This is a genomic window from Fibrobacter sp. UWS1 (genome assembly GCF_002300445.1).
GTDB lineage: Bacteria > Fibrobacterota > Fibrobacteria > Fibrobacterales > Fibrobacteraceae > Hallerella > Hallerella intestinalis.
On the sequence record NZ_NSGW01000002.1, the window covers coordinates 359,418 to 383,341 of the forward strand.

The following is a 23,924-nucleotide window of genomic DNA, read 5'->3' on the forward strand; positions in this document are numbered from 1 at the left end:
ATCAGTCTCCGAAAATATTGCGCCTTTCTTGGGACAGCTTGGGTATGTTCTCATCTTCTTTAATGGATTCCGTATTCGGGTCGGATGCTAGTTTCGTGCGCGCTTGAGCCCATTTGCGAAGTTTTGTGATGCTTTCTTGCATTGTTCTAGATAGGGGCCAGGTTTCCGAGAGCGCTTTCTTTATGTCTGCTTGGCTTAATTCACGATTGTCGTTGTAAGCGATAAATAGGGCTTCGTTGACGGCTTCTGCGATTTCTGCGCCAGAAAATCCAACGCTTGCCTCTGCTAGGTCGTGAAGATTGAAAGATTTGATATCACGATGCTTTTTATGGATGTGAATCTTGAAAATGTCTTTTCGTTCCTCCATGTTTGGTAGGTCTACGAAAAATATTTCGTCAAAGCGCCCTTTGCGCAAAAGTTCAACGGGAATTTGTTCAATGTTGTTTGCTGTAGCGATGACAAAGACCTCGCTCTTTTTTTCTTGCATCCAGGTAAGGAGGGTTCCAAAAACGCGGGAACTGGTTCCGCTGTCTCCGTAGCTTCCGATGCCACTTAATCCTTTTTCTATCTCATCAATCCATAGGATAGAAGGAGCTATAGCCTCGGCCAACGACAATGCTTTTCGAATATTAGATTCGCTTTCTCCAACGACTCCGGCGAAAACTTTGCCGAGGTCAAATTTCAAAAGAGGCAGGTTCCATTCGTTTGCGATGGTTTTGGCGGTCAAGCTTTTGCCGCAACCCGGAATACCAAGAAGTAAGACTCCTTTTGGAGTGGGAAGCCCATATTTTTTTGCATCCGAAGAGAATGCCTTGCCTCGATTTTGTAGCCAGTTTTTAAGATGATTCAAGCCCCCGATATTTTCCAAATCGGAGTCTGGATGGAAATATTCCAAAATCCCACTTTTTTTGATGATGGATTCCTTGGCTTCGACAATTTTTTTAATTTCGGTATTGAGAAGGCGTCCTTTTTCTGCTATGATTTTTCGGTAAGTCCATTCTGCTTCCGTACAACTTAATCCAATGCTTGCATTGATGATTTCGTCTCTTTCCTTCGAATCGACTCTTGGCCTGTTATCATAGTCAAGGCCTTCAACAACTACGTCGAGAATTTTTCCAAGGTCATCTGCGTTGGGAAGAGGGAGTTCGAGAATGGGAACTTCTTTTTCTAAATCTTTAGGCGAATAAAAGGAGAGTGTTTGGATAACCAGTGTTTTTTTTAAATCGGAGTTAATTCGTGTACATTCGCGGATGCGGCGAAGAATGGTGGCGTTTCCCGATTCTTCATTTAGATATGGATGAAAATCTTCAAGAAGAAGAATCAATTCAGATTGGTCTTCACTTTTAAACCAATCCAAAATATCGGCTGGATCGCAGTTTCCATCGAGACTTTCGAATTTTTTGTCTTCAAAGTTCCACTTTTTTGCCCCTCCAATAGAGGTCCAGACTATAAAGCTTTTTTTCTCCGCCTTGGCTGTGCTTATGCATATATGGTGAAGACGTTCCCATTCATAGGTACAAATTTGGAAAACGGGAATGTTTGCCTTGATGTTGATTTTGAATTCTTCTTCGAATGACATTTCGCTTATCCTTCCGGTAAAAAGTGGATGGTGGTTAAACATTCTTGCAAAAGATTGGGCAAGTTGTAACAAAAAGAAGGTGACGAACTACAGTCGTTTTTGACATTGACGGAAATGGGATATTCAGAATTTTTGTACATCAGCGGATACTGGTTGGCGAAAGCGGTATAGATATCTTCTTTGATTATATAGACGGATGCGGACAGGGAATGGATGGTGCTCTGGGTATAAATGTCGTTGTAAATGCTGTCATAAAGTTCCGGGTAAATGGAGTCGTAAGCGGCTGTTTTCAGACTGTCCAAAAAAGCCTGCTTGGAAGAATCCAAATCGCTGTAAACTTCTGGATAGATGGAGTCGTAGGCGGCAATTTTCAAACTGTCCAAAAGAGAATTCAACTGCTCTTCGCTCAAGTTTTGATTGGTGATGTTGTCGCTGCAACCCCAAATAAGAAGAGGCATGACTAAAAAAGCCAGTTTTTTCATAGAGCTCCTTGGTGCAACACATAGGTTTTGGAGAACTTTGAACCGGCCTTTTAAAAACAGAAAAGGCGTGGTGTTCGTTCTTCGCTTGCTTGCAAACCGAGGTTCGGCAAAACCTTTACGCACAAACAAGCAACAACGACCCACGCCCCGAAAGGGACGTGAGCGTTCGCCATCCTATTCTCTGCGTGGAAATTTTGCCGATTTCGGTTTTGAGAATAAGAAGCAAAAGCTCAAAAACTAATGTCGCGATTTCTCGCTATGTAAGTTAAATTTAACCGCATTAAATAAAAATGTCAATCTTTGGGCAAAAAAAATGTGAAAAAGCGCAACCTGAGCGATTCATGCGTAAGGGAAATTGCCGATTTCGGTTTTGAATGGACTGGCTGCGCCATTTGGGGCGTGGGACGAATGCGTTAGCGACCGCAGCCCGGATGGGTTCGGACTCGCTTATGATTGCATAGGCGAGGCTGAACGGACGCCGCACTTTTGGTGCGGTGATAACGCCAGGGAGCGGCCTGCCGTAGGCAGGAAACGCCCAAGTTATTTCTTGCCTCCTTGGTAGAGTGAGTTGTTGGGATTGAGTTGATTTGTGCGGTTGTCGCGGGCGGCTTTATGCTGCGCATTTTCGCCAGAGGTGCCTTTGTTGGCGTTCAGCTGGTTGGCGTGATTGTCGATGGGTTTCATAAAGAATCTCCTATGAGTTGGTTGAAGAACATTCCTCAACGTTTATAAGGTAGATTCTGTGGTGGGGACATTTGGGGACAAGGGTGAATCAAAAATTTTCGCCGTCCGAATCTTGGATTTCTTGATAGATTTTCTTGGATGCTTTTTTCATGGCTTCGCAGATGGGGTCGTTTTCGACCAGATTCAGCAAGGGCTGGGGATGGACGATGTCTTGACCTAAAAGATATTCGTATAATTTTTTAAGCCACTGGTAGGCGAGATTTTCTTTTTTGGTATGTATTCGGGTGCGAAATTTCTTGAATTTTTCCACCCATTTTTCTTCGTCGGAGTATTTCCTTTGCTCGTTGATTTTTCGGTTTAAAGTTTTTGGTTCGTCGATGGCATCGTAGAGATTGTGATCTACGCAGTAGCCGTGGTATTTCTTGACGGCATTGTTGAAAGTTATTCCCTGCTTTTTTAGAAGAACGTCGATTTTTTGCACAAGAGGATGTTTTGGCTGTTTTTTTGAAATGGATTTCGTCGGTTTGGTGTCGCTTTTTTTAGTCATTGCAAGAGATTCGGATGTTTGTCAAATCGTTGTTGGGATATTGCTTTTGCAGTTTTTTGAGGTGCTTGATGCAGCACTTGACCTGCCCGTTGAATTTGTAGGAGTACATGGTTTCGCCGTGAGCGTTGACGCAGTTGTGGATTGCCTGAAATTCGTTTTCGATGGGGGCGCGATTTTTGTATTCGTCGTTCAGGTCTTGGATTGCTTTGACATAATTTTTATTTAGAGTTTCTAGGCTGTCGATTTGATTGTCCCGGATGCGAACTTCGTTTTCTTCATTTTGATAGTCGGTTAAAATTTGGTTGTATTTTTGGACAAAATCCTGCAGCTCCTCGTCTATTTTTTGAACTTCTTGTTTTTGCTCTTCATAGGCTTTGACATAAGGTTCAAGTCGATAGATGTAACGTTCCAGGGAATCGATTTGAAGATTTTTCTGATGGAGGGTTGTTTGGTAGTTCTTTTTGATTTCCAACCATTCTTCTTGTTTTTGAGCGGCCTCTTGCAACAACTGCTCTGCCATTTCGTAGGGTCTTTCCGTTAGATTCAGCTTGTCGTTTTCATCGATTTTGTCGCCGCAAATGTATCCACCCATGGCGCAAATCACGCCGGTTGTCGCCAAAAGTTTAGCTTTCCCGCTGAATTTGAACTCTTCCGGTTCGGGCTTGTTGGGTTCGGGATTTTCTTCTGCCATTGTTACCTCGATAATTTCCAAAAATTTAATAATAATCGTTTGTCCACGATAAAATTCGGCGCTGGCTGGTTGTGAAAAAACAGAGGCCTTTCAAATCGCCGTAGGGGAGATGTCTATTTTCTTGCGAACTACGTCTTTGTGCTTTATTCGATTTTGTAGAGAGCTAGTTGTCAGTTGTTAGTCTGCTTCGAATGGTTCAGCAGCCGTCTGGCGTTTATCAATAAACTCAGGGAGCGTGGGTTGGTGCCCTTCGACAGGCTCTGGGACCGTAGGTTGGTGGACTCGTCGAACCACGCTTGCTGAGCTTGTCGAAGCATTACCAAAGCGATTTTTAGATTTCGCAAAATGAATCGCTAAATGGAAAAAATTTTATTTTGGAAAATAAAGTCGGGCACTGTTGCGTTATTTGATGAAAAATGGAAAAGCGCACGGGATATTCCCGTGCGCCCTGCTTCCCCTCCCCCGAGAATCTCGGGAAAGCTCATGAAAAATTCATTTTTAGGCCTTGTTCCTTTTCCTTTTATAATATAACATCGCTTTTTGTCAGCTTTTGTCAAAAACAACATTTTGCGAAATTTTTGCTTGGAGAACTCGATTTGTTGTAAAACTTTACAATAAAAAAAAGGAAACAAAGCTTGGTATATGGACAGGAATAGGTAAGTTTGAAGTCAATCGCATTGAGTTCGGCGATAAAGGAGATGTATGCTCAACCCATTTGGTAAGATAGCGCAGCGCGTTTTTTTGTTCGCTTGGGGCTTTTGCTTTTCGGGCGCATTTGCGATAGACGCTTGCAAAGATGAAATGGGGCATGTCGGGAGTGCCCATACGGTTTCGGGAAATCAAACGGGTTCCATCAGCGGAACGGCCTGGGGATTTGAACAGTGGTATCAGGGCGGCAACAATTCCATGACCTATTACGACAACGGGACTTTTAAGGCAAATTGGAGCGGAAGCAGCGATTATTTGGCGCGCGTCGGTTTTCGTTATGGAGATAATGGCCCGGGTGTGGATCATACGACAAAGCAATATACGGTAGATTATCGTTACACGAAAAGCGGTTCTGCATCTTATGGCTATATAGGCGTTTATGGGTGGACAGTCAATCCGCAGGTGGAGTATTATATTGTGGACGATTGGTATAGCAAACCGAGTGAAAATTATGTTGGAGAAAAGTTTGGGGAAATCACGGTGGATGGAGCTACTTACACGATCCACGCCTATTTGCGCCAGCAGGAACCTTCCAAATCGGGCACTTCCACTTTCGTGCAGATTTTCAGCATCCGGAAAACACCGCGGCAATGCGGGCATATCGACATTTCTGCGCATTTTAAAAAATGGGACGAGCTTTTTACCGGGCAGACGGCACAGCTGAAGGGTTCAAAGGGCGGCGGCTCGGCGACATTGAAATTTGGCAAGGTGACCGAGGTAATGCTCATGAACGAAGCGGGGGGCAATGCTTCGGGAACGGTGGACTACACCTATTTCAACATGACGGATAATGGGACGGGTTCGGTTGTGATTCCGGAGGATTCGACTGCGGAAATTGAACGGCGTCCATTTAACGGAGTCAAAGCCAAAATTCCGGGAACTATAGAAGCGGAAAATTTTGACGAAGGCAATAACGGCGTTTCATATAGCGATAACAGCGAAACTCTTGAAGAAGGCGTGATGACGGAGTACCGCGGCGAAGATTATTTTGCCGATGTGGTGGGAACGGGAAGCGGGTATGCGATTGGCTATACGGCTCAAGGGGAATGGTTGGAATACACAGTGGATGTGGAAGCCGATGCGGAATATACGGTAGAAGCCCTGGTTTCAAACGGTTCTGGGGACGGATCGATTTCTTTGTCCATCGGGGAGGCGACGGGAAAGATTGACTTTTCGGCAACGGAGGATTGGAATACCTACCAAACGGCTTCGACGAAGATGTATTTGAAAAAAGGCGAACACATTTTGCGTGTCACTTTTGATACGGACAATACCAATTTGGATAATTTAACATTCACTGCGGATGGTCAAACCGGAATGGCTGCTCCGTTAAAATGGAAACCGGTTTCGGGAACATTCTTCGTTTTCGATATGCAGGGACGACTCTTGGGGAAAGTTTGGGGTATGGAGGGCTCTTCTTTGGATAATGCTTTGCGCTCTCGCTTCCAAAATATGGGAACATATCTTGTGAAGCAGGGAAATTGGGTAAAGATTATCCGAGTAGAATAGTTTTCTCCTTGGTTGGTTCCTGAAAAACCAGGCCGTCTTCGGATGGCTTGGTTTTTTGTATGAAGAAGACTTTGGAAATTCCATTTGCAAAAAAAGCCCGCACCGAAATGCGGGCTTTTCCAAGGAGAATGAAAACATTTACGCCTTGATGACGGTGTCTTTGGCCAGCACGACAATGCCCGAAGGGGTTACATGGAACATTTTTCTATCCCGTTCCAGGTTGTAGCCGATTTCAAAACCGGCAGGAATATGCAATCCTTTTTCGATAATCGCTCTGCGGACTTTGGCTCCGGGACCGATTGTCACATCGGGAAAGAGAATGGATTCTTCGACAAGGGCGTCTTTTTGGATGGAAACTGCTGGGGAAAGTACGCTTTTGATAACGCGTCCGCCACCGATGACGCAGCCTGCGGAAACGACGGAATCGATAGCCGCTCCCGGATGTTCGGAATCGCCCGCGCTGAAGAAACGGGCTGGTGGTTGGTTCCAATTAAATGTGCGGATTGGCCAGTAATTGTTGTACAGGTCGAAAGGCGGATTCTCTGCGCAAATATCCATGTTTGCTTCAAAGAATGCGTCAAGAGTTCCCACGTCCGCCAATATCCTTTGGTCTCTGCCCGTTCGCCTCGTACGATGTTGGTGTTGAAATCGTAAACATAGACGGGATAATTCGGATACAGGGCGGGGATGATGTCCTTGCCAAAGTCCGTTGCGCCGTTGCTGGAATGTTTGAGTAGTTCCCGTACAAGGAATTTGCTGGTGAAAACGTAATTGCCCATGCTGGCGAGGCACCAGCCGGGACGACCGGGCATTTGCTTGGCCTGCTTCGGTTTTTCTTCAAAGCCTATCATGCGGTTGTCCTGATCCACTTCGATAATGCCAAATTCGCTGGCCTCTTCGACGGGAACGGGAATGGCTGCAATGGTCAAGAGCGCCGCGCGGGAAAGGTGAAAGTCGATCATCTGATTGACGTCCATCTTGTAAATATGGTCGCCGCCGAAAATGGCGACGATGTCGGGGCGTTCGTCCGTAATCAGGTTGATGTTCTGAAAAATGGCGTCTGCGGTTCCCCGGTACCATTCACTGCCGGTGCGCATCTGTGCAGGAACCAGATCCACGTATTGGTCTAGGCTAGCATTCAAATTCCACGCTGCGGAGATATGTTTGTTTAGGGAATCGCTTTTAAATTGCGTCAGGACTTTGATTTTGAAAATTCCCGAGTTGATGAAATTGTTGAGGACGAAGTCGATGATGCGATAAGTTCCGCCAAAATGCACCGCAGGCTTTGCGCGGTCACGCGTGAGAGGTTGCAGACGGCTGCCTTGACCCCCGGCCATAATCATGCAAAGGGTGTTTTTATTGTTTTCCCGATAGGACCAGTTCATAAAAACCTTCAAAAAAGAATGGATTGAATCTTCTGTGCTTAATCTATGAAAATTTATTCAAAAGTTCGCAAATTTTTACAGAAAAAGAATAGTGTTCCGCTTTAAAATTGGCTTTTGTAAAGAAAATCCGAAATTTATGCTAAATTTCTTCTCGCTTTTGGGGTAAACGAATGAAGAAATTTTTTTGCATTGTTTTTCTTTTGACCGGGATTCAGGCTTTTTCCGCTTGTGCGCTTGCCGAAGGTTCCGTGCAATTCCTTTCAACGAACGAACTTTCCGTGGCGTCGGCTCCGGATGTTCGCGGGGCCGGGTCATTTTTAAAGCGCGATTCGTTGATGTTTCGTCTTCGTGGAGGCTTTTCAAAAGGCGAGACCGGAAGCATGGGGCACAGGAAAGTCGAAAACAAGGCGGCTCCGACGGTTTGTGGAGATGTTGGAAAATGCTCGGCTTCGCAAAGGATGCAAATTCTGGAAGAAGCGAAAAATGTGGATGTCTCTTACCGCGTAGAGCGCGATCTTTTTTATGGGATGTTCGATTTGACAAAAAAGTTCCGCACGTTTTTTTTTAATGCGGCGGTCGGCTATGATGCAGGGCTGTTTCACTCCTTTGAACTGGGAGTGAACTATGAACATTTTGAAGCGGGAACTTTTGTTTTTATGCGTTTTGCAGGAATCGAAAGCCGATACGGAATCAAGCGGTATTCGTGTTATTGCGATGGCGGTTCAAATTGCCACTTTTCGGAAGACGTATCCTTGGATGAGGTCGATGACATTTCGCTTCAGCTCGGGTTCGGAGTCTCTGCTGCGGTTTACTTCGGGCGTTATTCTCTCGGCTATTCGCTGAGTTTTTACGAATTTTCGCATCCGGAATACAACGATGTCCGCACGAAGTTGGATTTGCCCTGGGTCGCGACGTCGCGTCTCGGGCTTGGAGTCTTGGTGGCGAGGCATCTTGAGTTGCGTACTGGCGTTGTGAATGTCGCTGCCGGTTTTGATGAAAGTTTGTGGGCCGGTTTTGCTGAACTCGGGCTTCGCATTTGAACTTTTGAAGAAATTTTGGGCTTTTTATCTTTTTTTGAGGGGCAAAAACGTTTTTGAATCCAAAAAGATAGGCTTTTGCACTTCAAATTTTTGCTATTTTCTAGCCGTTCGAACTTTTTCGAAACTTAACGTAAACAAATAGGAGTTACTCTATGAGTCTCACTCTCAATGACATCAAGCACGCCAAGATCAAAGCGTGGGTTGAAGAATGCATTAAAATGTGCGAACCGGACGACGTTGTTGTTGTCGATGGTTCCAAGGAAGAATACGACCGCCTGATGCAGAAGTGCGTCGATGCCGGTCTTGCTACCAAGCTCGCCAAGAAGGAAAACTGCTTCCTGTTCCGTTCTCTCCCGTCCGACGTGGCCCGTGTGGAATCCCGCACGTTCATCTCTTCCGTGAAGGAAGACGATGCCGGTCCGACCAACCACTGGATTGACCCGGTTGAACTCAAGAAGACCATGTCCGACCTTTACAAGGGTTGCATGCACGGTCGTACCATGTATGTGATTCCGTTCTGCATGGGTCCCCTTGGCTCTCCGATTTCCAAGAACGGTATCGAATTGACCGATTCCGAATACGTGGTGCTCAATATGGACATCATGACCCGCGCCGGCAAGAAGGTGCTGGACATTTTCAATGCCGACCAGAATGCGGAATTCGTTCCCTGCCTCCACTCTGTGGGTAAGCCGCTCAACAACGGCGAAACCGATGGCGGTATTTGGCCCTGCGCCGACGTGGAACACAAGTATATTTCCCAGTTCCCGGAAGAACGCCTCATTTGGTCCTATGGTTCGGGCTACGGCGGAAACGCCCTCCTCGGCAAGAAGTGCTTTGCTCTCCGTATTGCCACCGTTCTCGCTCGCGATGAAGGCTGGCTGGCTGAACACATGCTCATCCTTAAGCTCACCAATCCGAAGGGCGAAGTCAAGTATGTGACGGGTGCATTCCCCTCTGCTTGCGGTAAGACCAACCTCGCTATGCTCATCCCGACGATTCCGGGCTGGAAGGTCGAAACCATCGGTGACGACATCGCTTGGATGAAGTTTGGCAAGGACGGACGTCTTTATGCCATTAACCCGGAAGCCGGCTTCTTCGGCGTTGCTCCGGGCACCTCTGCGGAATCCAACAAGAACGCTCTTGTTTCTGCGGAAAAGAACACCATTTACACCAACTGCGCCCTCACTGAAGACGGCGACGTGTGGTGGGAAGGCATCGGCTACCCGGCTAAGGGCAAGCTGGTTGACTGGAAGGGCAATACTCGTGACGCTCTCCCGAAGGACAAGGCTCCCAAGGGCGAAGAAATGGCTCACCCCAATGCCCGCTTTACCGCTCCGGCTTATCAGTGCCCCTGCATTGCCAAGGAATGGGAAGATCCTGCTGGCGTTCCTATTTCTGCCATCCTCTTCGGCGGTCGTCGTCCGTCCACCATTCCTCTGGTTCACCAGTCCCTCAGCTGGAACCACGGCGTGTTCCTGGGTTCCATCGTGGGTTCTGAAATCACCGCTGCTTCCACCATCAACGCTGCTGAAGTCGGTAAGATCCGTCGCGACCCGTTCGCAATCCTCCCGTTCTGCGGATACAACATGGGCGACTACTTCAAGCACTGGATTGAAGTGGGCAAGAAGTCCTCTGAAGACAAACTCCCGAAGATTTTCTACGTGAACTGGTTCCGCAAGGATGCCAACAACGAAAAGCTTCCGGGCGGCTTCATGTGGCCGGGTTACGGTGACAACTCTCGCGTTCTCGCCTGGATTTTCGACCGTTGCAATGGCGTGGACAATGCCGTTGAAACTCCTATCGGTTATATGCCGAAGGAAGGAGCCATCAATACCGATGGTCTCGCCGACTACTACAAGGAAACCTTGCCGGAAATCACCAAGGTGGATGTGGAAGGCTGGAAGAAGGAACTTGCCGACGTGAAGGAAAATCACTATCCGAAGTTTGGTAAGCACCTTCCGAAGGAACTGTCCGACATCATCGACATGATTCAGGCTCGTCTGAACAAGGCATAATTAGGCGAGTGTCGCAGCGCGACGCATTCCTAACGGAAATCCTTTAAAATCCCTGCTGCCGTTTTGGTGGCGGGGATTTTTTATGCACATGATTTTATCAAAAATTTTGCGTTGAAAAAATGGCGTCTATTTTAATCTGAAAATTCTTGACGGTATTCGCACGGTTAATTAAATTGTCCGTCGAAAGCAATGCGTTGCCTTTGTGAGGTGAAAAACGCCTGTTGCTTTTATAGGAAAAATGATGAGTGGAAAGGCTAAGTACACTTTCCTCATGCTCCTTTTAGGGATGCTTTCGGCCTTTGGGCCTTTTGTTACAGATCTTTATCTTCCGGCTCTCCCGAATTTGGCGGATTATTTTAAAGCGACTCCTTCGGCGTCTCAGTTGAGTTTGACGATGAGTATGCTGGGATTGAGCGTTGGGCAGCTGTTTGTAGGGCCTTTAAGCGACAAATATGGACGGAAACGCTTGCTTTTATTTTGTCTGGCCTTATTTGTTGTGGGAACGCTGGCCTGTATAATTTCTCCGAATATCGCCTTGTTTAACCTTTGCCGTTTGCTGCAAGGACTTGCTGCTTCTGGGGGAATCGTTATCGCGCGTTCTGTTGCTGCGGATTCTTATCGGGGAGCAGTTCTTACAAAATTTTTGGCGATGGTGAGCGCGGTAAACGGGGTTGCTCCGATTGCGGCTCCTGTGCTCGGTGGTCTTTTGCTGCATTATATGAGTTGGAAGGGAACTTTTGCGGTGCTTTTGCTTTACGGATTTGTATTGCTGCTGATGTCGGGAAAATTTCAGGAATCCCTTTCCGTGCGACATCGGAGCCAAAAATCGGTTTTTGCCAATTTCGGGCTTTATGCGATGGTTTTCAAAAATGGTGAATTTGTACGCTATTTTGCGATTTGTTCGGCTTCGATGATTGTGCTGTTTAGCTATATCGCATCGTCCCCTTTTATTTTCCAAAAATTGTATGGACTTTCGCCGATGGGATTTAGCTTGTGCTTCGCCCTTGTTTCTATTTGTACGGCGGTGGGCTGCGCCGTATCGGGGAAAATGAAAGATGGTCGGTTCGCTATCAAAATTGCGGGTCTCGGAATGTTTCTGTTTTCGATAGCTGTAGCAATCTGTCTTTTGATGCAGGTTCCGCTTCCGTTTTTGCAAGTGTGCTTTATGGGAATGACTTTTATGTTCGGGTTTATGCAGCCACCGGCAACCGCTTTAGCGATGAATGCGGAACGGAAAAATGCGGGGACCGCTTCGGCGTCTTTGGGAGCCGCGGGATTTTTGATGGGGGCGGTAACGAGCCCGATTGTCGGATTGGGAGATATTGCCGTGAGCGCTTCGGCAATGCTGGTAGGCGGTGCGCTTTGTACATGGATTGCGACGTTTTTTCTGCCGACGGATAAAAAACAGAAAAGCGTTTAGTGCCCGATAATTCTATCAAACGTCACACGCCAAAGGGTGTGGCCGCTTTCTATGAATTTTTTTTCAAAGGCGGAAATGGGTGCATTTGGAAGAAAATTTTCTTCGTGGATGTGCGCTTGCCATTTCTTTTGTTTGCAGGTAGTTTCTAAAGCAAAGCGAAATTCGTCGGCGTAAATTTTCCAATTCGTGCGCAGTTCCGTATGCGGGGAAATTTGAATCAGCGTTGGGAATATCGGATGGGCGTGAAAACGGTAACGGAGTTCGGATTGTTTCGGCCACGGATTGGGATAAAACAAGGCGTGAAATTGGACGTTCCATTTGGCGTTCAGGACGAGTCGCCAAAAATCCAGGAGTTCCGCGCGAACGTAAAAAACATTGTCTGGAATGGAAATGCCATTTTCGGAGCGGTTGTGTGCTTTTGCCAATCGGATTTCGGATTTGTCAATGCCGAGTACGGGATTTTCTGGAAATTGCTTTGCCAAAGCGATGGTTGAAAGTCCTGTGCCGCAGCCGGAATCGAGTACGACGGGAGTTTTAAATGCCGAAATAAAGAGAGCTGCTTTGTGAAAAGCGTCTATTGTATGTTCGGCGATCGGTCGGCGATATTCGTTTTGCAGATAACGCAAAACGAGTTCTTTTAAATCGCGATGGATTTCCGTCTGGTTGCTCTTGACTTCTTTTGTGTTGCCGGTCATTTGGAAAACCTTTTAGCGAAAGCGCATCGACGGCAAAACGGCTCTGTTAATTTGTGCTGAATAAATCCGTTTTTCATCTGCGAGGCCTTTGGGGACTGGAAAATGTCATCAAAAGAATTTTCTGGAATTTTTCCGAGAACGATATGACCTTTATAATCCAGGCAGCAGGGGACAACTCGACCGTCAGAAAGAATCGCGCATTGATCCAGAATGCCGTGGCAGGTTCCTTTTTCGCTGTCTTCGGCTTTTCCGTCTGGCCATTCAAAGCGGGAATCCCGGTGAAGATAGATGCGGCCTGTGATGGGCGTACTTTTATGTCGTACGGAAAAATTGGAAAGGTTCAGATTTGTCCCAAAATAGGATTGCAGCTTTTGCAAAACAATGTGATTCCACTCGTTGGATGCGGCGTCGGCCTGATCATTCCAAAGGCGAAAATTGACGTAAATTTCAGGATGAATGTGTGTTAATTTATCTGCGAACAAAATGGTTTGTTGTAAAATTTTTTCTCGATAATTTTCGGAAAGATAGGCGTAGGCGTGCGTGGAAAAATTGATTTGACGAATGGGGGAATTTTGCAAAAGCGTTTGCTCGTTTTGAACAATAAGGGAACCATTGGTCGTCAGATTCACAGGAAATCGAAAGTCTTGTGCGATTTGCAGAAAACGGGCAAATTTGGGATGCAACAAGGGTTCACCTAAAACATGAAAGAAAATTTCCTGCACATTTCCCTGCAAATTTTGTAATACGTTTGTAAACAACTCTTCGGACATTTCCACGCGAGGATCTGTGATTTGGGTGCTAGGACAAAATGGACATTGGAAATTGCATCGCTCGGTAATTTCAATATAGGCATATTTCATAGATAAAGCGAAAATTTTATTTTTTATCGTTCAACTTTTTCAAATCGATTTTAAGCAAGATGGCGGCAAGAATCGCGGAGATTGTATCGGAAATGGGAGCTGCGACAAAAACGCCGCGAAGTCCGAGGAAAAGCGGTATAATCAGCAAAAACGGAATGAGGATGATCAGCTGTCGGCACATATTCAAAATCATCGCTTTGCCCGGTTGTCCGGTTCCTTGAAAATAGTTGCCGCATATCATTCCGCAAGCGATCATCGGCATGGCAAAGAGGAAAGTCCGCAGTGCAATGCTGGACAATTCGTTAAGCTGCGCATTATTGGCGGAAAAGAATCCCACAAGCCATTCCGCTTGGAATTGCACGAGAATCCAGCATAAAATCATCCAGGCTATTCCGATGGAGAGCATGACTTTTAGCGTTTTCTTTACTCGATGGAAGAGCTTTGCTCCAAAATTGTACCCGATAAGGGGCTGCCCGCCTTGAACAAAACCAATCACGGGCATGACCATCAGCATGGCGATACTGTTTGCAATGCCGAATGCGGAAACGGCAAGGTCGCCTCCATAAGAAGAATTATTTCCGTAATGGACAAGGCTTTTATTCAGAATGACGTTCATCAGGCTATTGCTGATTTGCATGATGCTGGGAGGAAGTCCCATAATGTAAATGCGCCGCACATAAGGGAAGCGAAGTTTCATAAGGCGCGGGGAAATTTTTATCGGTGTGGATTTTTTAAAGAAGAAGGCCATGACGAAAATCGTCGTGATAGCTTGCGAAAGTACGGTCGCCCACGCCGCTCCTTCAATTCCCCAGTGAAATTGAAAAATGAAAAGCCAGTCGAAAAATGTATTGAGACCTGCTCCCAGCATATTGCGGAACATGGCGGTTTTGGGGTGTCCCAAGGAGCGGATAAAGTGGTTCATACCCGGCGTAACCGTTTGAAAAACGGCTCCGAACAGGATGATGCGCATATAAGTTGCAGCGTATGGAAGAGTTTCTGCGCTAGCTCCAAAAGCTTTTAAAAGCGGCTCCATAAAAATTTCGCCGAGAATGAGCGAAATTAAAGCCATGATGATTAAAAGAAAGAATGAATTGTTTAAAATCAGGGCGGCTTGCGTGTATTTTTTTTGTCCAAGACGAATGGCAAAAAGGGTGTTCCCGCCGACGCCGATAATCATGGAAAGCGCCATGATGAATAAATTGATAGGAAAACAAAGAGTGATTCCTGCGATTCCCAAGTATCCGACTCCGGCGGCAACAAAGTAGCGATCGATGACATTGTATAGGGATTCCACAATCATGCTGACGATTGCGGGAACGGAAAACGCAAGAATCAAGCGGGGAATGCTTGCTGTCCCAATGCTGTTCAGTTTTGAAGATCGAAGTTCTGGAGCCACGGCGCCCAAGATAGAAAATCTTTTGAAAGAAAAAATTCAGGCACTATTTCACGCAGCGTAAACTGGCTCCAAATTTCGGGTTGAATTTTTCAAAGCGGATTTCTGACGAGTTCTTTTGAAATACGGCTACGGAGCCTTCTTCCGTCCAGAAGAATGCTTTGTCTCCTGCTTCTTGAAAATTTCGCTTGTTTTCGGGAACATCCACCGGATTGAAGAGAACGCCGCTGGCGCGAACGGCAAAACTAAATTCGTCCGAGCCGTCTCCGTCGTCGTTCCAGCCAAAGGACGCTTTCAGTTTTCTTGCCGGATTTTTTCCAACGGTTTCTGCCAGTTTTTTCCAGTCGGCAATTCGGGGAATGCGGAAACTTGTCGGGCAAGCGTTTTTAGCGCTTTCTAAATTATAAAGCCGTCCCCAAACGTTGCATTGGATGCAAAGAGAGCCTTGAACCGGAGCGTATTTGGCATTTTCTGCAAGCCATACGGCTTCGCCGATTCGCACCCATTCATAACGTTGTCCGTCTCGTGGATCGTTGTAAACTCCTTGAATTTCGGGTTCTCCGCTGGAATCGTAGGTTTCGGGGAACGCAATTACCATTCCCTTTTCGTATAAAGTAACGGATTGGATTTTCCCATTTTCGTGATAACGGGTCGCTGTTCCTTGAATGGCTCCTTTTTCATAGGGAACGTTTGCTTTGACTGTTCCGGATTCATAGTATTCCGTCGCCATTCCTTGTTCTTTGCCATCAACAAAAGTTTTTTCGGATTTTTTGGCTCCAGATTCATAAAATTCGATTTGTTGCCCATTCTTTTTGTCGTTTACATATTGTGTTTGAATGCGAATTTTCCCGCTTGGATAGTTTTCCTGGCGAATGTCGTCGCAGGCGGCGAGTAGGGCGAATATCAGGGCTAGGGTAAAAATTTTAAGCATTTCCTTTCTCCGAAACCGGTTCCATGTGAATGTTGATTTGCGTATTTTGTCCGAATTTTTTTCGCAGGTTCTGTTCGATTTCTGTAGCGACATCGTGAGCTTCGACTAGAGAAATGTCGCGGTCGAGTTTGATGTGGACGTCGATGGCGCAAGAGTTTCCGATCTTACGGGTTTGCAGATTGTGAAAGAAACGGACTTTGTCTGTATGACGAATGATGTCGGCGATTTCTTTTTCAACGGAAGGGGGAAGCGACGCTTCTAAAAGTTCCTGGATGCTTGGAAATCCGATTTGGAAGGCGACTCGGGCAATAAAGAAGCTGACAACGACGGCGGCAATCGGATCGAGAACGGCAAATTTTCCGCCCAAGAGAAATGCTCCGCCGACTCCTATCAGAGTGCCAATACTGGAAAGCGCATCGGAACGGTGATGCCATGCGTTTGCTATCACTGCAGAACATTCGATGGATTTTCCGACATGAACCGTATAGTGATAAAGTATTTCTTTGGCGGCGATGGAAACGACTGCAGCAATTAGTGCGATTGGAGCGGGCACTTCGGGAATTTCCCCTTGGAATGCCGCGTAAATTTTTTGAATGCCGTTTACGAAAATGCCGACTGCAACAGCTGCGAGGGCGACGCTGATGAGAACAGATGCCAGCGTTTCAAATTTTCCATGGCCATAGGGGTGGTTTTCATCTCTCTCGTGGCTGGAAATGCGAATAAAGATGATGACGATAAGATCGGTTACAAAATCGGAAAGCGAGTGGATGCCGTCAGCAATCATGGCGGCGGAGTTCCCTAAAAATCCGGCGATAAGTTTTCCGATGGTCAGAAAGATATTGACGAAAAATCCAATCCAGGTGGCGCGCTGAGCGGCTTTTGAACGATCGACAGACATACGAAAAATTTAACAAAAGCAGCAAAGGGGAAAGTTTGCTCAATGAATTTATTGGGGCGCATTTTGCAGGATAAGTTTTGACCCTCTAAAATTTTGGAGGAAGAAAGGGGAATCGTTTCCGCTCGCTTTTTAGAATCGCTCTACTGGCGAAAATTTTGAATGATTGGCAAGAGCGTTTTGAAACGATTGCCGTATGAATTTCTATTTTACGGGTATGCGAAAGTTTCTCTTTGTCTTTTTTTACTTGGCGATATCTCTTTTTGCCGAAACCAATTCCAATTTTGTGGTCGCCGATTCTGCGAAAAATTCTTCATTTCTGTCGGATTCCCATGTTGCGGATAGTGCTGCTTTGAGCACTCCTCCCGATTCGCTCTTGGCGGTGTCGCTCTCTCCCGCAGAAAAATGCCCTTCGGATTCCATTCTTTCTGCCAATTACGCGAAATGCCAGCAGGCTCTCAAAATCGTCGTCAATTCGCAGCTGGACAAGCAAAATGCAAAGCGCGACCGTTCGATGGAGATGGCCGGCGCAGTGGGGTCGTTTGTCGGCGGGGCGTTGATTGGATTTCTGTTGGGCTGGTTGCTTTTATAAGGTGAAATTTTTTATTAAATTGCACTCCGTATGAATTTTTGTAAGGTTTCCTTTCATCTAGAAGGTTCGTCCAAGACGCGTTTTGTGCGCTTGCCCGAATTTTTGGGCCGAGTGTCCCGCATTGGAAAGGGAATCGTTTGCTTGGGCATTGCCCTGCTTGTCTTGCAATTCGGCATCCTCTTCTCTTATGATTTTCTGAAAGGCCATTTTATCGATTCTCGGGAATCTCTGCTTGAAAAGCTGGATGGGGAACGGAGCCGCTTGGATTTTCTCAATGCGGAAATGGAAGCCCGTTTTGAAAATGAAGATCTTCTGCATTACAAGTTCGGCTTGAATCCGACGGATCGATCTGCTCGAGAAATGGCTATCGGAGGACCTGAACCTGTAGATGTTCGTTTAAAGCGTTCAGCAAATCCGATTTTGGACTATTCGATTTATTTAAAGGAAAGAACGGAGCAATTCCGCGCAAAGGCTTTTGAAAATGAACGCAGTTGTCGCGAAGTGGCGGGTTTCGTGGGGCAGCAGTATGCCCATTGGAAGCACGTGCCTTCGATTTCCCCAACGACGGGACGCTATGCTTCCGCTTTTGGCAGCCGGATTCACCCGATTACGGGCGTTGGGCGCATGCACAACGGTGTTGATATTTCGAACAGCAAGTGGACGCCGATTTTTGCCACCGCAGACGGCGTAGTGACGATTTCCCGATTTAGTGAATCTTTTGGCAATTATGTCGTTGTGGACCATGGCAACGGTTTTGTGACGAAATATGCGCACATGCAGTCCAGCTCGGTAAAGCAGGGCCAGTTTGTCAAGCGTTATCAATTGTTAGGGTATATGGGTAACACAGGCCTTTCCGCCGGACCTCATTTGCATTACGAGGTTTGGTACAATGCCAAGGCAGAAAACCCGCTTCGCTATATTCTTCCTGGAGAATACGCGGTTCAGTAACCCCGTAAATTTTATTCATGAATTTGCTTGCTTTGGCGGCTTTTGCCGCTTTGGAAGCGTGTCCTTATTTTGCTGAAATACTTCCCGATCCGCAGACGGTAGAGGATTCCCGTGGGGAATTTGTCGAAATCCGTTTGCCCTATTCGCTTTCGCAGGATTCGCTTTCCATTTTGAATGAACAACAAAAAATCTGGAATGGAGTTCTTTCCGATTCGGTGAAACGGATTCTCCTTATTCGGGATACGTCACTTTGCCCGCGGGCAAAAGGCCTGCTTTGCGATAAGCTGACTGGTGCGGCGTTACCCAATTCTCGAGAATCGGTTTGGTCGCTTTGGGCGGGGACTTGTGCGGATTCAGCGAAGCTGCCTGTACCCAAGGCGGGAAAATCTTTTGTGCGGAATGGCGAAGCTTTTGACGCCTGGGAATATGCGAGCCCAACTCCGGGAATTCCCAACGCTTTTGAAAAAGGCGTTCAAGATTGCCGCTTGGAAATAGAAAATTTGACTTACTCCGCAAAGGGATGGAGTGGCAAATGGAAACTTTCGGGATGCGATTCCGCTTTTATTTCTGCCCATTTTTCTTCGCTTTTTTCTTTGGCGGATGAATCGTGGAATGGCACGCTTTGGCGGGATCGTCCGCAGTTTTTTGAAGTGCCCCTTCATGCAGAAGCATTTCATTTGCAAGTGCAGTGGCCAGAGGATGATGTTCCCGGAAATGACGGTTTGGATTCCCTTTTTGCGGATGCCGGTTCGCTGCCGGTTCGATTGACGGAAGTGCATCCCTGTCCGGATGAGGGAATTCCTGAATGGTTTGAAATTTATAACGGCGGGGTTCGGGAAATTTCGCTTTCTCAATGGAATTTGTGCAAAGAGAAAACGACGTTTCCGGCGGGCTCCTCTATTCGCAAGCACGAAAGCGTTGTGCTGACGAAAGACACAGCGGCGATGCGGAACTATGTCGGTAATGAAGAAGTGAAAATTCTCCTTGTGAATTTTGGCTATTTGAAAAATGCTGCGGACAGTCTGTTTTTGTGCTATGGCGATTCCAAAATCGATTCGGTTTTTTGGGGAAAGTCCGTTCGCATTAAAGCGCAATGCCCGGCTGGTTTTTCGGTGGTATCGGGTCGAAAGGAAGATAGTCCCGGATTTCAGACCCCGGGGAGTTTTTCCGCAGATACTTCTCTGCCGTTTCAGGTGAATTGGAATGCTCGCATTTTTTCCAAAAAGAATCGCGACAATCCGCTGATGGTCAGCGTCCAGAGTGAAGTCCCCGTAACGGTCGAGTTGATTTCGGGAAAGGGCGACCTTCTTTGGAAAAAGGAATGGCCGGCTGATGAATCGGGAAATGGATGGCGAGAAGTTCCCTTGTTGCAAAAAGGTTTTCCGGGAGCGAATTTTTTGCGTATTTCATCGGGGCGTTTTGAAAAACGCATCGGCATTATTCTGAGGCCTTGATGATGCGCAAAGTATGGATTTTGGCTCTTTTCATTTCCGCCGTTTTTGCGGAAGTTCGCATTCCAGAACCTTGGGCACCCGGCAGATGGGATTCTGCGAGAAATCCGGCGAGGATGCAAAACGGTTTTCGGCTGGGACTTTTGTGGACGGAACCGATGGAAAATTTGGACTATGAGGTTTTTGGCTTTGCCGCGGAATGGGGAACGGAGGCTTATCGGTTCAAAGCCGTATTTGCTTCTTCTTTTTTGGATTCGATATATCGCAGCGAAGATTTCGATTTGGAAGGTGCGTTTGCGGTGGGGAGATTCTCTTTGGGCTTTGGCGGTAATGCGGACGTTCAGATTGTCCCTGGACAGGAATCCTGGTGGGAGGTTTCTGGCAGAGTGGGTGCGTTCGTAAAATTGCCTGCTCATGTAGAATGGGGAGCATGGGGATTGTTTCTGCGCGAAACCGAATGGAATGTTTTTGGATCGGATTTTTTTTGGAAAGAAAGTCGGTATTTTCGAAGTGGTCTTTCATTAAGGTATCGCAGATGGGACGGCTTTGGAGTCGTTTTATTGCAGGAAATGCGCTTGGGGGCTTTGGAATTGCAGGGGGAAGTTCTTTTTCCCGGTCCTAAAGTGGGAGTAGGAATCGCATTCCGCTGGAATGGTTTGGGGGCGTCCTTTGGAATGCACCGGGATGCAGACTATATGAATTCAAAAATGGCGGGACTTTTTTATGATGTCCGGTAGGAGTTTCGCCTTTTGCCTCTCCTAAGGTGCGAGGGAAGTTTAGATTTGTCAATAGTGCTTCGGCAAGCGGTCCCTGCCCTTCGATAAACTCAGGAACCGCCGGTTAGTGTGGTTCGACAAGCTCACCAACCGCTTGTCGAACTAGTCGAAGGGCTACTGATAACTAATAACTGATAACTGACAACAAACAACTCCGAAGGGCCCCGCTAACTTGTTGATGCGCATTGGACTGCCCCCAAAGCCCGGTTTGGCACCGTTACATTTGTCGTTTCACCCGTGAAATGGGCTGTGTAATGATTGCATTTGTCGTTTCACCCGTGAAATGGGCTGTGTAATGATTGCATTTGTCGTTTTACTCGTGAAACGGGCTGTGTAATGATAACATTCGTCGTTTCACCCGTGAAACGGGCTGTGTAATGATAACATTCGTCGTTTCACCCGTGAAAGGAGCCGTGTAATGGTAACGATTGCCTCCCCGCACGAAAAATGGATTGTGGCACGGCAATTTTTGCGTGCTTGAAGATGGCTTCGCCGATTTTCTCCTTGCCATGCTCTTCGGCAAGCGGTCCCTGCCTTTCGATAAATTCAGGAACCGCCTGTCGAACCACGGTTAGTGCATCTCGGCAAGCTCGGTAACCGCTGGTTAGTGAGCTTGTCGAACTAGCCGAACTAGTCGAAGGGCTGGGACCGGTCGCTGAGCTTGTCGAAGCGTGATTTGTGATTGGTTGAAAGTAGGGAGCTAGGAAAAAGGGCTGTTTACCGTTTTACTTTAACGGATTTTCGGTAGAACCCTTGGCTTTTTAGGATAGAGCATTTTAGTCGTCAACAACACCTTTTGCCGGCGGAATATTTTATATTATCCGCTGAAAATAGAGAGTTTCCCTTATTCTCGATATGAAATCTCGACAATTTCAACCCAAGAGGATAAGACGGACGCTCACGTCTGTCGGCATGCAAGTGCCGGCAACGGTTCGCTATGCAGGCCGCATTCATGCGGTCCGTTTGTGCGTATCGGCCTTTACGGGGCGTGGGTTGTTTGTTCTTATTTGGGTAGGCTGTCGAGAGCCTCATATCGTAAGGACATTCAACCTCATGCCTTTTTTTTGTGCGGTAAAAATGTTAGAACAAGAGAAATTCTCATGAGTCGGCTCTTGTTCTCGATATGGAATCTCGACAATTTCAACTCAAAAGAATAAGAGGGTACTCAGAAATCCGGACGCATGCGCGCCCCGTTTTGGCATGGGCGTATATGCCTAGGGAATCGTGTATTCTCTTTTTTGATGTTGCCGTCCTCCATCCCCGAACGGGAGCGAAACAGAACGTTGCGCTTGAAGTTCGGGAGAATGGAATGAAAAACATTGCGGCTGACACGCCTGTTCGGCAAATCTTTGACGTGTATCGAGGAGCCGTACTCCCGATACTCCTAAAAGACAAGACCACGGGCAAGAACATCCTGTGGGCCACGGACGAATACGACGTCATTTCCCCGAAAAGCGAAATAGAATTTAAGGACATTACCGGCGGGAGCCTGATGCTTGTGCGTCCGCGAATCGCCAAGACCCTTGATGCACAAAGGGACCGCACCAAGAAGCGTGCCGAAGTTTTTACACCGTCGTGGATTTGCAACCAAATGAACAACGCCCTGGACGATGATTATTTGGGCTATACGGGAGCATTCAATACCGAAGGCGATAAGGCTTGGACTAGGAACCGTAAAAAAATCCAATTTAACGACGGAAAAACCTGGCAAGAGTACGTTGACCAGACAAGGCTTGAAATCACCTGCGGCGAAGCGCCCTTCGTGACGAGCCGCTACAACCCTACAGATGGAAATTTTATCGAGGTCAAGGATCGCATTGGTTTCTTGGACCGTAAACTCCGCGTGGTCGAAGAGAATGCGGATGGTGACGAATACAAGAAATGGTCCATGCGTTCTCTGGAAAGTTGCTACGGGTACGAGTACCAGGGGGACAATCTCTTGATTGCCCGTATTAACGTGTTCTTGTCTTGGACGGAACATTGGGAAAAGAAATTAGGTGAAAAACCGGACAGAACGACAGCGCGGAGTGCCGCTAACGTGATTGCGTGGAACTTTTGGCAGATGGATGGCCTTACGGGCAGGACTCCGCAAATCAAGGAAAAGAATTGCGGACAAATGACGCTTCCCGGATTCGAAGTGGAAAACGAAACCGGCGACTCCGATGCCACCGAGGAATGCTTGATTTATGACTGGCGAAGTCATTGCAAGCGAACCTACAACTCTTTAAAATCAAAGGAGAATGGAAAATGAAAAAATTCTTTGCCGTAATCGGAAACCCGCCGTATCAAGAAACTGTTGCAAAAATTGATACAAAAAATGGGCAAAAAAGAGTGAGCAGTATTTTCCAAGATTTCCAAACGGAAGTTGATAAAATAGCCGAAAACTCGGAACTAATTTATCCTGCTAAAAGATGGATACATCGCTCTGGTAAGGGAATGGCTCAATTTGGATTGTCTAATATAAATGACTCTCATTTGTCAAAACTTGTGGTGTATCCAAATGCAAAGGATGTTTTCCCGAATAATGCTGATATTTCGGATGGTATTTCAATAGTTTTAAAGCAACAATCCCATACGGGAAATACTTTCAAATATATAAATATAGAAAACAAGGAAAGTATTGAAACAGAGCTTGAATATCCAGGAGAATCCTTACTACCTATAAATCCAAGGGATCTTGCAATAACGAATAAGATTAAGAAATTTTGTCAAAAAAACAATTTGCCTTATTTAGCCGATTCAATTCTATCTCAAAAATTATTTGGCATTGAAAGTGATTTTGTCGAAAAGAATCCAAGAAAGGTGAGATTGTATAACGAAAATGACATCTTTGATAAAGAGAAAGAAATAAAATTATTGACAAACGATAAAGCAGGCAAGAGCGGACGAGCTCGTTGGTATATTGCGAACAGAAACGTTATTGAGTCGGGACGGGAGTATATTGACAAATGGAAAGTTGTCGTTTCTAGTGCTAACGCAGGTGGTCAAAAAAGAAGTAGCCAAATCTCGTTAATGGACAATTATAGCGCCTTCGGTCGTTCTCGTGTTGCATTAAAAACTTTCAAAACAAAAAAGGAAGCGGAGTTTTTCAAACGATACTGTGTTTCCTGCCTCATAAAATTTGCGTTTCTTCTTACAGATGAAGCGTTAACATCTTTAGCGAAACTTGTTCCTGATATTCAAGATTATACACAAAAAAATCAATTCATTGATTTTGATGATGATATTGACAACCAATTGTTCAAAATTTTCGGCTTAACTGATGCTGAAAAAAAGTATGTCATTGAACGTGCGAAAGAATACAAAGAGTAAGGAGATGGTCT

At 46.3% G+C, this 23,924-nt stretch carries 21 protein-coding genes and 1 pseudogene; 11 read left to right on the plus strand and 11 right to left on the minus strand.

All coding sequences use genetic code 11. From position 1 onward, the window contains the following. Position 1 precedes the first annotated feature (1 nt). Together BGX14_RS11605 and BGX14_RS11610 are read right to left on the minus strand one after the other, a co-directional pair. Entirely contained in the window at positions 2–1,579 is a 1,578-nt protein-coding gene (locus tag BGX14_RS11605; protein ID WP_073303118.1) for an AAA family ATPase, read from the minus strand. Positions 1,580–1,584: 5 nt separating this feature from the next. Then, complete coding sequence (locus BGX14_RS11610; protein WP_143394232.1) at positions 1,585–2,037, minus strand: hypothetical protein; 453 nt, start codon at positions 2,035–2,037, stop codon at positions 1,585–1,587. Between BGX14_RS11610 and BGX14_RS15350 the strand changes: the two genes are divergently transcribed. Further along, the gene (locus BGX14_RS15350) at positions 2,036–2,302 is read left to right on the plus strand and encodes a hypothetical protein (RefSeq protein WP_143394233.1); all 267 of its coding nucleotides are present in this window, start codon (positions 2,036–2,038) and stop codon (positions 2,300–2,302) included. The two genes, BGX14_RS11610 and BGX14_RS15350, sit on opposite strands and share 2 nt — an antisense overlap. 299 nt (positions 2,303–2,601) lie before the next feature. Here the strand turns inward: BGX14_RS15350 and BGX14_RS11615 are convergent, their stop codons facing one another. The 3 genes from BGX14_RS11615 to BGX14_RS11625 form a co-directional block, all read right to left on the minus strand. Next, complete coding sequence (locus tag BGX14_RS11615; RefSeq protein WP_073303115.1) at positions 2,602–2,745, minus strand: alpha-amylase; 144 nt, start codon at positions 2,743–2,745, stop codon at positions 2,602–2,604. Positions 2,746–2,833: 88 nt separating this feature from the next. After that, positions 2,834–3,292, minus strand: coding sequence for a hypothetical protein (locus BGX14_RS11620; RefSeq protein ID WP_095879970.1), 459 nt, complete (start codon positions 3,290–3,292; stop codon positions 2,834–2,836). Then, positions 3,285–3,983, minus strand: coding sequence for a hypothetical protein (locus BGX14_RS11625; protein ID WP_073303111.1), 699 nt, complete (start codon positions 3,981–3,983; stop codon positions 3,285–3,287). Before BGX14_RS11625 ends, BGX14_RS11620 begins: the two co-directional genes overlap by 8 nt. A 702-nt stretch (positions 3,984–4,685) precedes the next feature. Between BGX14_RS11625 and BGX14_RS11635 the strand changes: the two genes are divergently transcribed. Next, a complete protein-coding gene (locus tag BGX14_RS11635) occupies positions 4,686–6,200 on the plus strand; it encodes a glycoside hydrolase family 11 protein (RefSeq protein WP_083545687.1) in 1,515 nt (504 codons plus the stop codon). 138 nt (positions 6,201–6,338) lie between these two features. On the opposite strand, the pseudogene glgC reads toward BGX14_RS11635, so the two are convergent. After that, positions 6,339–7,585: pseudogene (gene glgC / locus BGX14_RS11640) on the minus strand (glucose-1-phosphate adenylyltransferase). A gap of 170 nt (positions 7,586–7,755) precedes the next feature. Between glgC and BGX14_RS11645 the strand changes: the two are divergent. From BGX14_RS11645 to BGX14_RS11655, 3 genes are all read left to right on the plus strand, one after another. Further along, positions 7,756–8,625, plus strand: a complete 870-nt coding sequence (locus BGX14_RS11645) for a hypothetical protein (RefSeq protein WP_095879972.1) — start codon at positions 7,756–7,758, stop codon at positions 8,623–8,625. 152 nt (positions 8,626–8,777) lie between these two features. Next, on the plus strand, positions 8,778–10,640 hold the full coding sequence (locus BGX14_RS11650) for a phosphoenolpyruvate carboxykinase (GTP) (RefSeq protein WP_095879973.1): 1,863 nt from the start codon (positions 8,778–8,780) through the stop codon (positions 10,638–10,640). A gap of 238 nt (positions 10,641–10,878) precedes the next feature. Next, a complete protein-coding gene (locus tag BGX14_RS11655; protein ID WP_095879974.1) occupies positions 10,879–12,060 on the plus strand; it encodes a multidrug effflux MFS transporter in 1,182 nt (393 codons plus the stop codon). On the opposite strand, the gene BGX14_RS11660 is transcribed toward BGX14_RS11655, so the two are convergent. From BGX14_RS11660 to BGX14_RS11680, 5 genes are read right to left on the minus strand one after another with little or no spacing between them, the layout of a single operon-like run. Continuing rightward, positions 12,057–12,755, minus strand: a complete 699-nt coding sequence (locus tag BGX14_RS11660) for a tRNA (guanosine(46)-N(7))-methyltransferase TrmB (RefSeq protein ID WP_073303098.1) — start codon at positions 12,753–12,755, stop codon at positions 12,057–12,059. The genes BGX14_RS11655 and BGX14_RS11660 overlap by 4 nt on opposite strands. Then, positions 12,752–13,615, minus strand: coding sequence for a radical SAM/SPASM domain-containing protein (locus tag BGX14_RS11665; RefSeq protein WP_095879975.1), 864 nt, complete (start codon positions 13,613–13,615; stop codon positions 12,752–12,754). The genes BGX14_RS11660 and BGX14_RS11665 overlap by 4 nt, the downstream gene beginning before the upstream one ends. A gap of 16 nt (positions 13,616–13,631) precedes the next feature. After that, positions 13,632–15,011, minus strand: coding sequence for an MATE family efflux transporter (locus tag BGX14_RS11670; RefSeq protein ID WP_233126537.1), 1,380 nt, complete (start codon positions 15,009–15,011; stop codon positions 13,632–13,634). A 43-nt stretch (positions 15,012–15,054) separates the two neighbouring features. Beyond that, positions 15,055–15,939: an FISUMP domain-containing protein gene (locus BGX14_RS11675; protein ID WP_158223312.1), complete on the minus strand. Its 885-nt coding sequence runs from the start codon at positions 15,937–15,939 to the stop codon at positions 15,055–15,057. Continuing rightward, on the minus strand, positions 15,932–16,837 hold the full coding sequence (locus tag BGX14_RS11680) for a cation diffusion facilitator family transporter (RefSeq protein WP_073303093.1): 906 nt from the start codon (positions 16,835–16,837) through the stop codon (positions 15,932–15,934). Before BGX14_RS11680 ends, BGX14_RS11675 begins: the two co-directional genes overlap by 8 nt. 244 nt (positions 16,838–17,081) lie before the next feature. On the opposite strand from BGX14_RS11680, the gene BGX14_RS11685 reads away from it, so the two are divergent. The 6 genes from BGX14_RS11685 to BGX14_RS11710 all read left to right on the plus strand — a co-directional run bounded on the left by BGX14_RS11685 (position 17,082) and on the right by BGX14_RS11710 (position 23,913). Then, positions 17,082–17,426: a hypothetical protein gene (locus BGX14_RS11685; protein ID WP_143394234.1), complete on the plus strand. Its 345-nt coding sequence runs from the start codon at positions 17,082–17,084 to the stop codon at positions 17,424–17,426. Between the two features lie 30 nt (positions 17,427–17,456). Beyond that, entirely contained in the window at positions 17,457–18,374 is a 918-nt protein-coding gene (locus BGX14_RS11690) for a M23 family metallopeptidase (protein WP_095879978.1), read from the plus strand. 17 nt (positions 18,375–18,391) lie between these two features. After that, positions 18,392–19,828, plus strand: a complete 1,437-nt coding sequence (locus BGX14_RS11695) for a lamin tail domain-containing protein (protein WP_095879979.1) — start codon at positions 18,392–18,394, stop codon at positions 19,826–19,828. Then, complete coding sequence (locus tag BGX14_RS11700; protein WP_095879980.1) at positions 19,828–20,562, plus strand: hypothetical protein; 735 nt, start codon at positions 19,828–19,830, stop codon at positions 20,560–20,562. The genes BGX14_RS11695 and BGX14_RS11700 overlap by 1 nt, the downstream gene beginning before the upstream one ends. A gap of 1,348 nt (positions 20,563–21,910) precedes the next feature. Continuing rightward, complete coding sequence (locus BGX14_RS11705) at positions 21,911–22,852, plus strand: hypothetical protein (protein WP_198951209.1); 942 nt, start codon at positions 21,911–21,913, stop codon at positions 22,850–22,852. Next, positions 22,849–23,913 carry an Eco57I restriction-modification methylase domain-containing protein gene (locus BGX14_RS11710; RefSeq protein WP_095879981.1) on the plus strand — a complete coding sequence of 355 codons (1,065 nt, stop codon included), beginning with the start codon at positions 22,849–22,851 and terminating at the stop codon, positions 23,911–23,913. The genes BGX14_RS11705 and BGX14_RS11710 overlap by 4 nt, the downstream gene beginning before the upstream one ends. Positions 23,914–23,924: the final 11 nt, after the last annotated feature.

Coding starts and splice junctions, on each gene's coding strand:
- BGX14_RS11605 (WP_073303118.1), bottom strand. CDS start 1,579: ATGTCATTCGAAGAAGAATTCAAAATCAACATCAAGGCAAACATTCCC.
- BGX14_RS15350 (WP_143394233.1), top strand. CDS start 2,036: ATGACTAAAAAAGCCAGTTTTTTCATAGAGCTCCTTGGTGCAACACAT.
- BGX14_RS11610 (WP_143394232.1), bottom strand. CDS start 2,037: ATGCCTCTTCTTATTTGGGGTTGCAGCGACAACATCACCAATCAAAAC.
- BGX14_RS11615 (WP_073303115.1), bottom strand. CDS start 2,745: ATGAAACCCATCGACAATCACGCCAACCAGCTGAACGCCAACAAAGGC.
- BGX14_RS11620 (WP_095879970.1), bottom strand. CDS start 3,292: ATGACTAAAAAAAGCGACACCAAACCGACGAAATCCATTTCAAAAAAA.
- BGX14_RS11625 (WP_073303111.1), bottom strand. CDS start 3,983: ATGGCAGAAGAAAATCCCGAACCCAACAAGCCCGAACCGGAAGAGTTC.
- BGX14_RS11635 (WP_083545687.1), top strand. CDS start 4,686: ATGCTCAACCCATTTGGTAAGATAGCGCAGCGCGTTTTTTTGTTCGCT.
- BGX14_RS11645 (WP_095879972.1), top strand. CDS start 7,756: ATGAAGAAATTTTTTTGCATTGTTTTTCTTTTGACCGGGATTCAGGCT.
- BGX14_RS11650 (WP_095879973.1), top strand. CDS start 8,778: ATGAGTCTCACTCTCAATGACATCAAGCACGCCAAGATCAAAGCGTGG.
- BGX14_RS11655 (WP_095879974.1), top strand. CDS start 10,879: ATGATGAGTGGAAAGGCTAAGTACACTTTCCTCATGCTCCTTTTAGGG.
- BGX14_RS11660 (WP_073303098.1), bottom strand. CDS start 12,755: ATGACCGGCAACACAAAAGAAGTCAAGAGCAACCAGACGGAAATCCAT.
- BGX14_RS11665 (WP_095879975.1), bottom strand. CDS start 13,615: ATGAAATATGCCTATATTGAAATTACCGAGCGATGCAATTTCCAATGT.
- BGX14_RS11675 (WP_158223312.1), bottom strand. CDS start 15,939: ATGCTTAAAATTTTTACCCTAGCCCTGATATTCGCCCTACTCGCCGCC.
- BGX14_RS11680 (WP_073303093.1), bottom strand. CDS start 16,837: ATGTCTGTCGATCGTTCAAAAGCCGCTCAGCGCGCCACCTGGATTGGA.
- BGX14_RS11690 (WP_095879978.1), top strand. CDS start 17,457: ATGAATTTTTGTAAGGTTTCCTTTCATCTAGAAGGTTCGTCCAAGACG.
- BGX14_RS11695 (WP_095879979.1), top strand. CDS start 18,392: ATGAATTTGCTTGCTTTGGCGGCTTTTGCCGCTTTGGAAGCGTGTCCT.
- BGX14_RS11700 (WP_095879980.1), top strand. CDS start 19,828: ATGATGCGCAAAGTATGGATTTTGGCTCTTTTCATTTCCGCCGTTTTT.
- BGX14_RS11705 (WP_198951209.1), top strand. CDS start 21,911: ATGAAAAACATTGCGGCTGACACGCCTGTTCGGCAAATCTTTGACGTG.
- BGX14_RS11710 (WP_095879981.1), top strand. CDS start 22,849: ATGAAAAAATTCTTTGCCGTAATCGGAAACCCGCCGTATCAAGAAACT.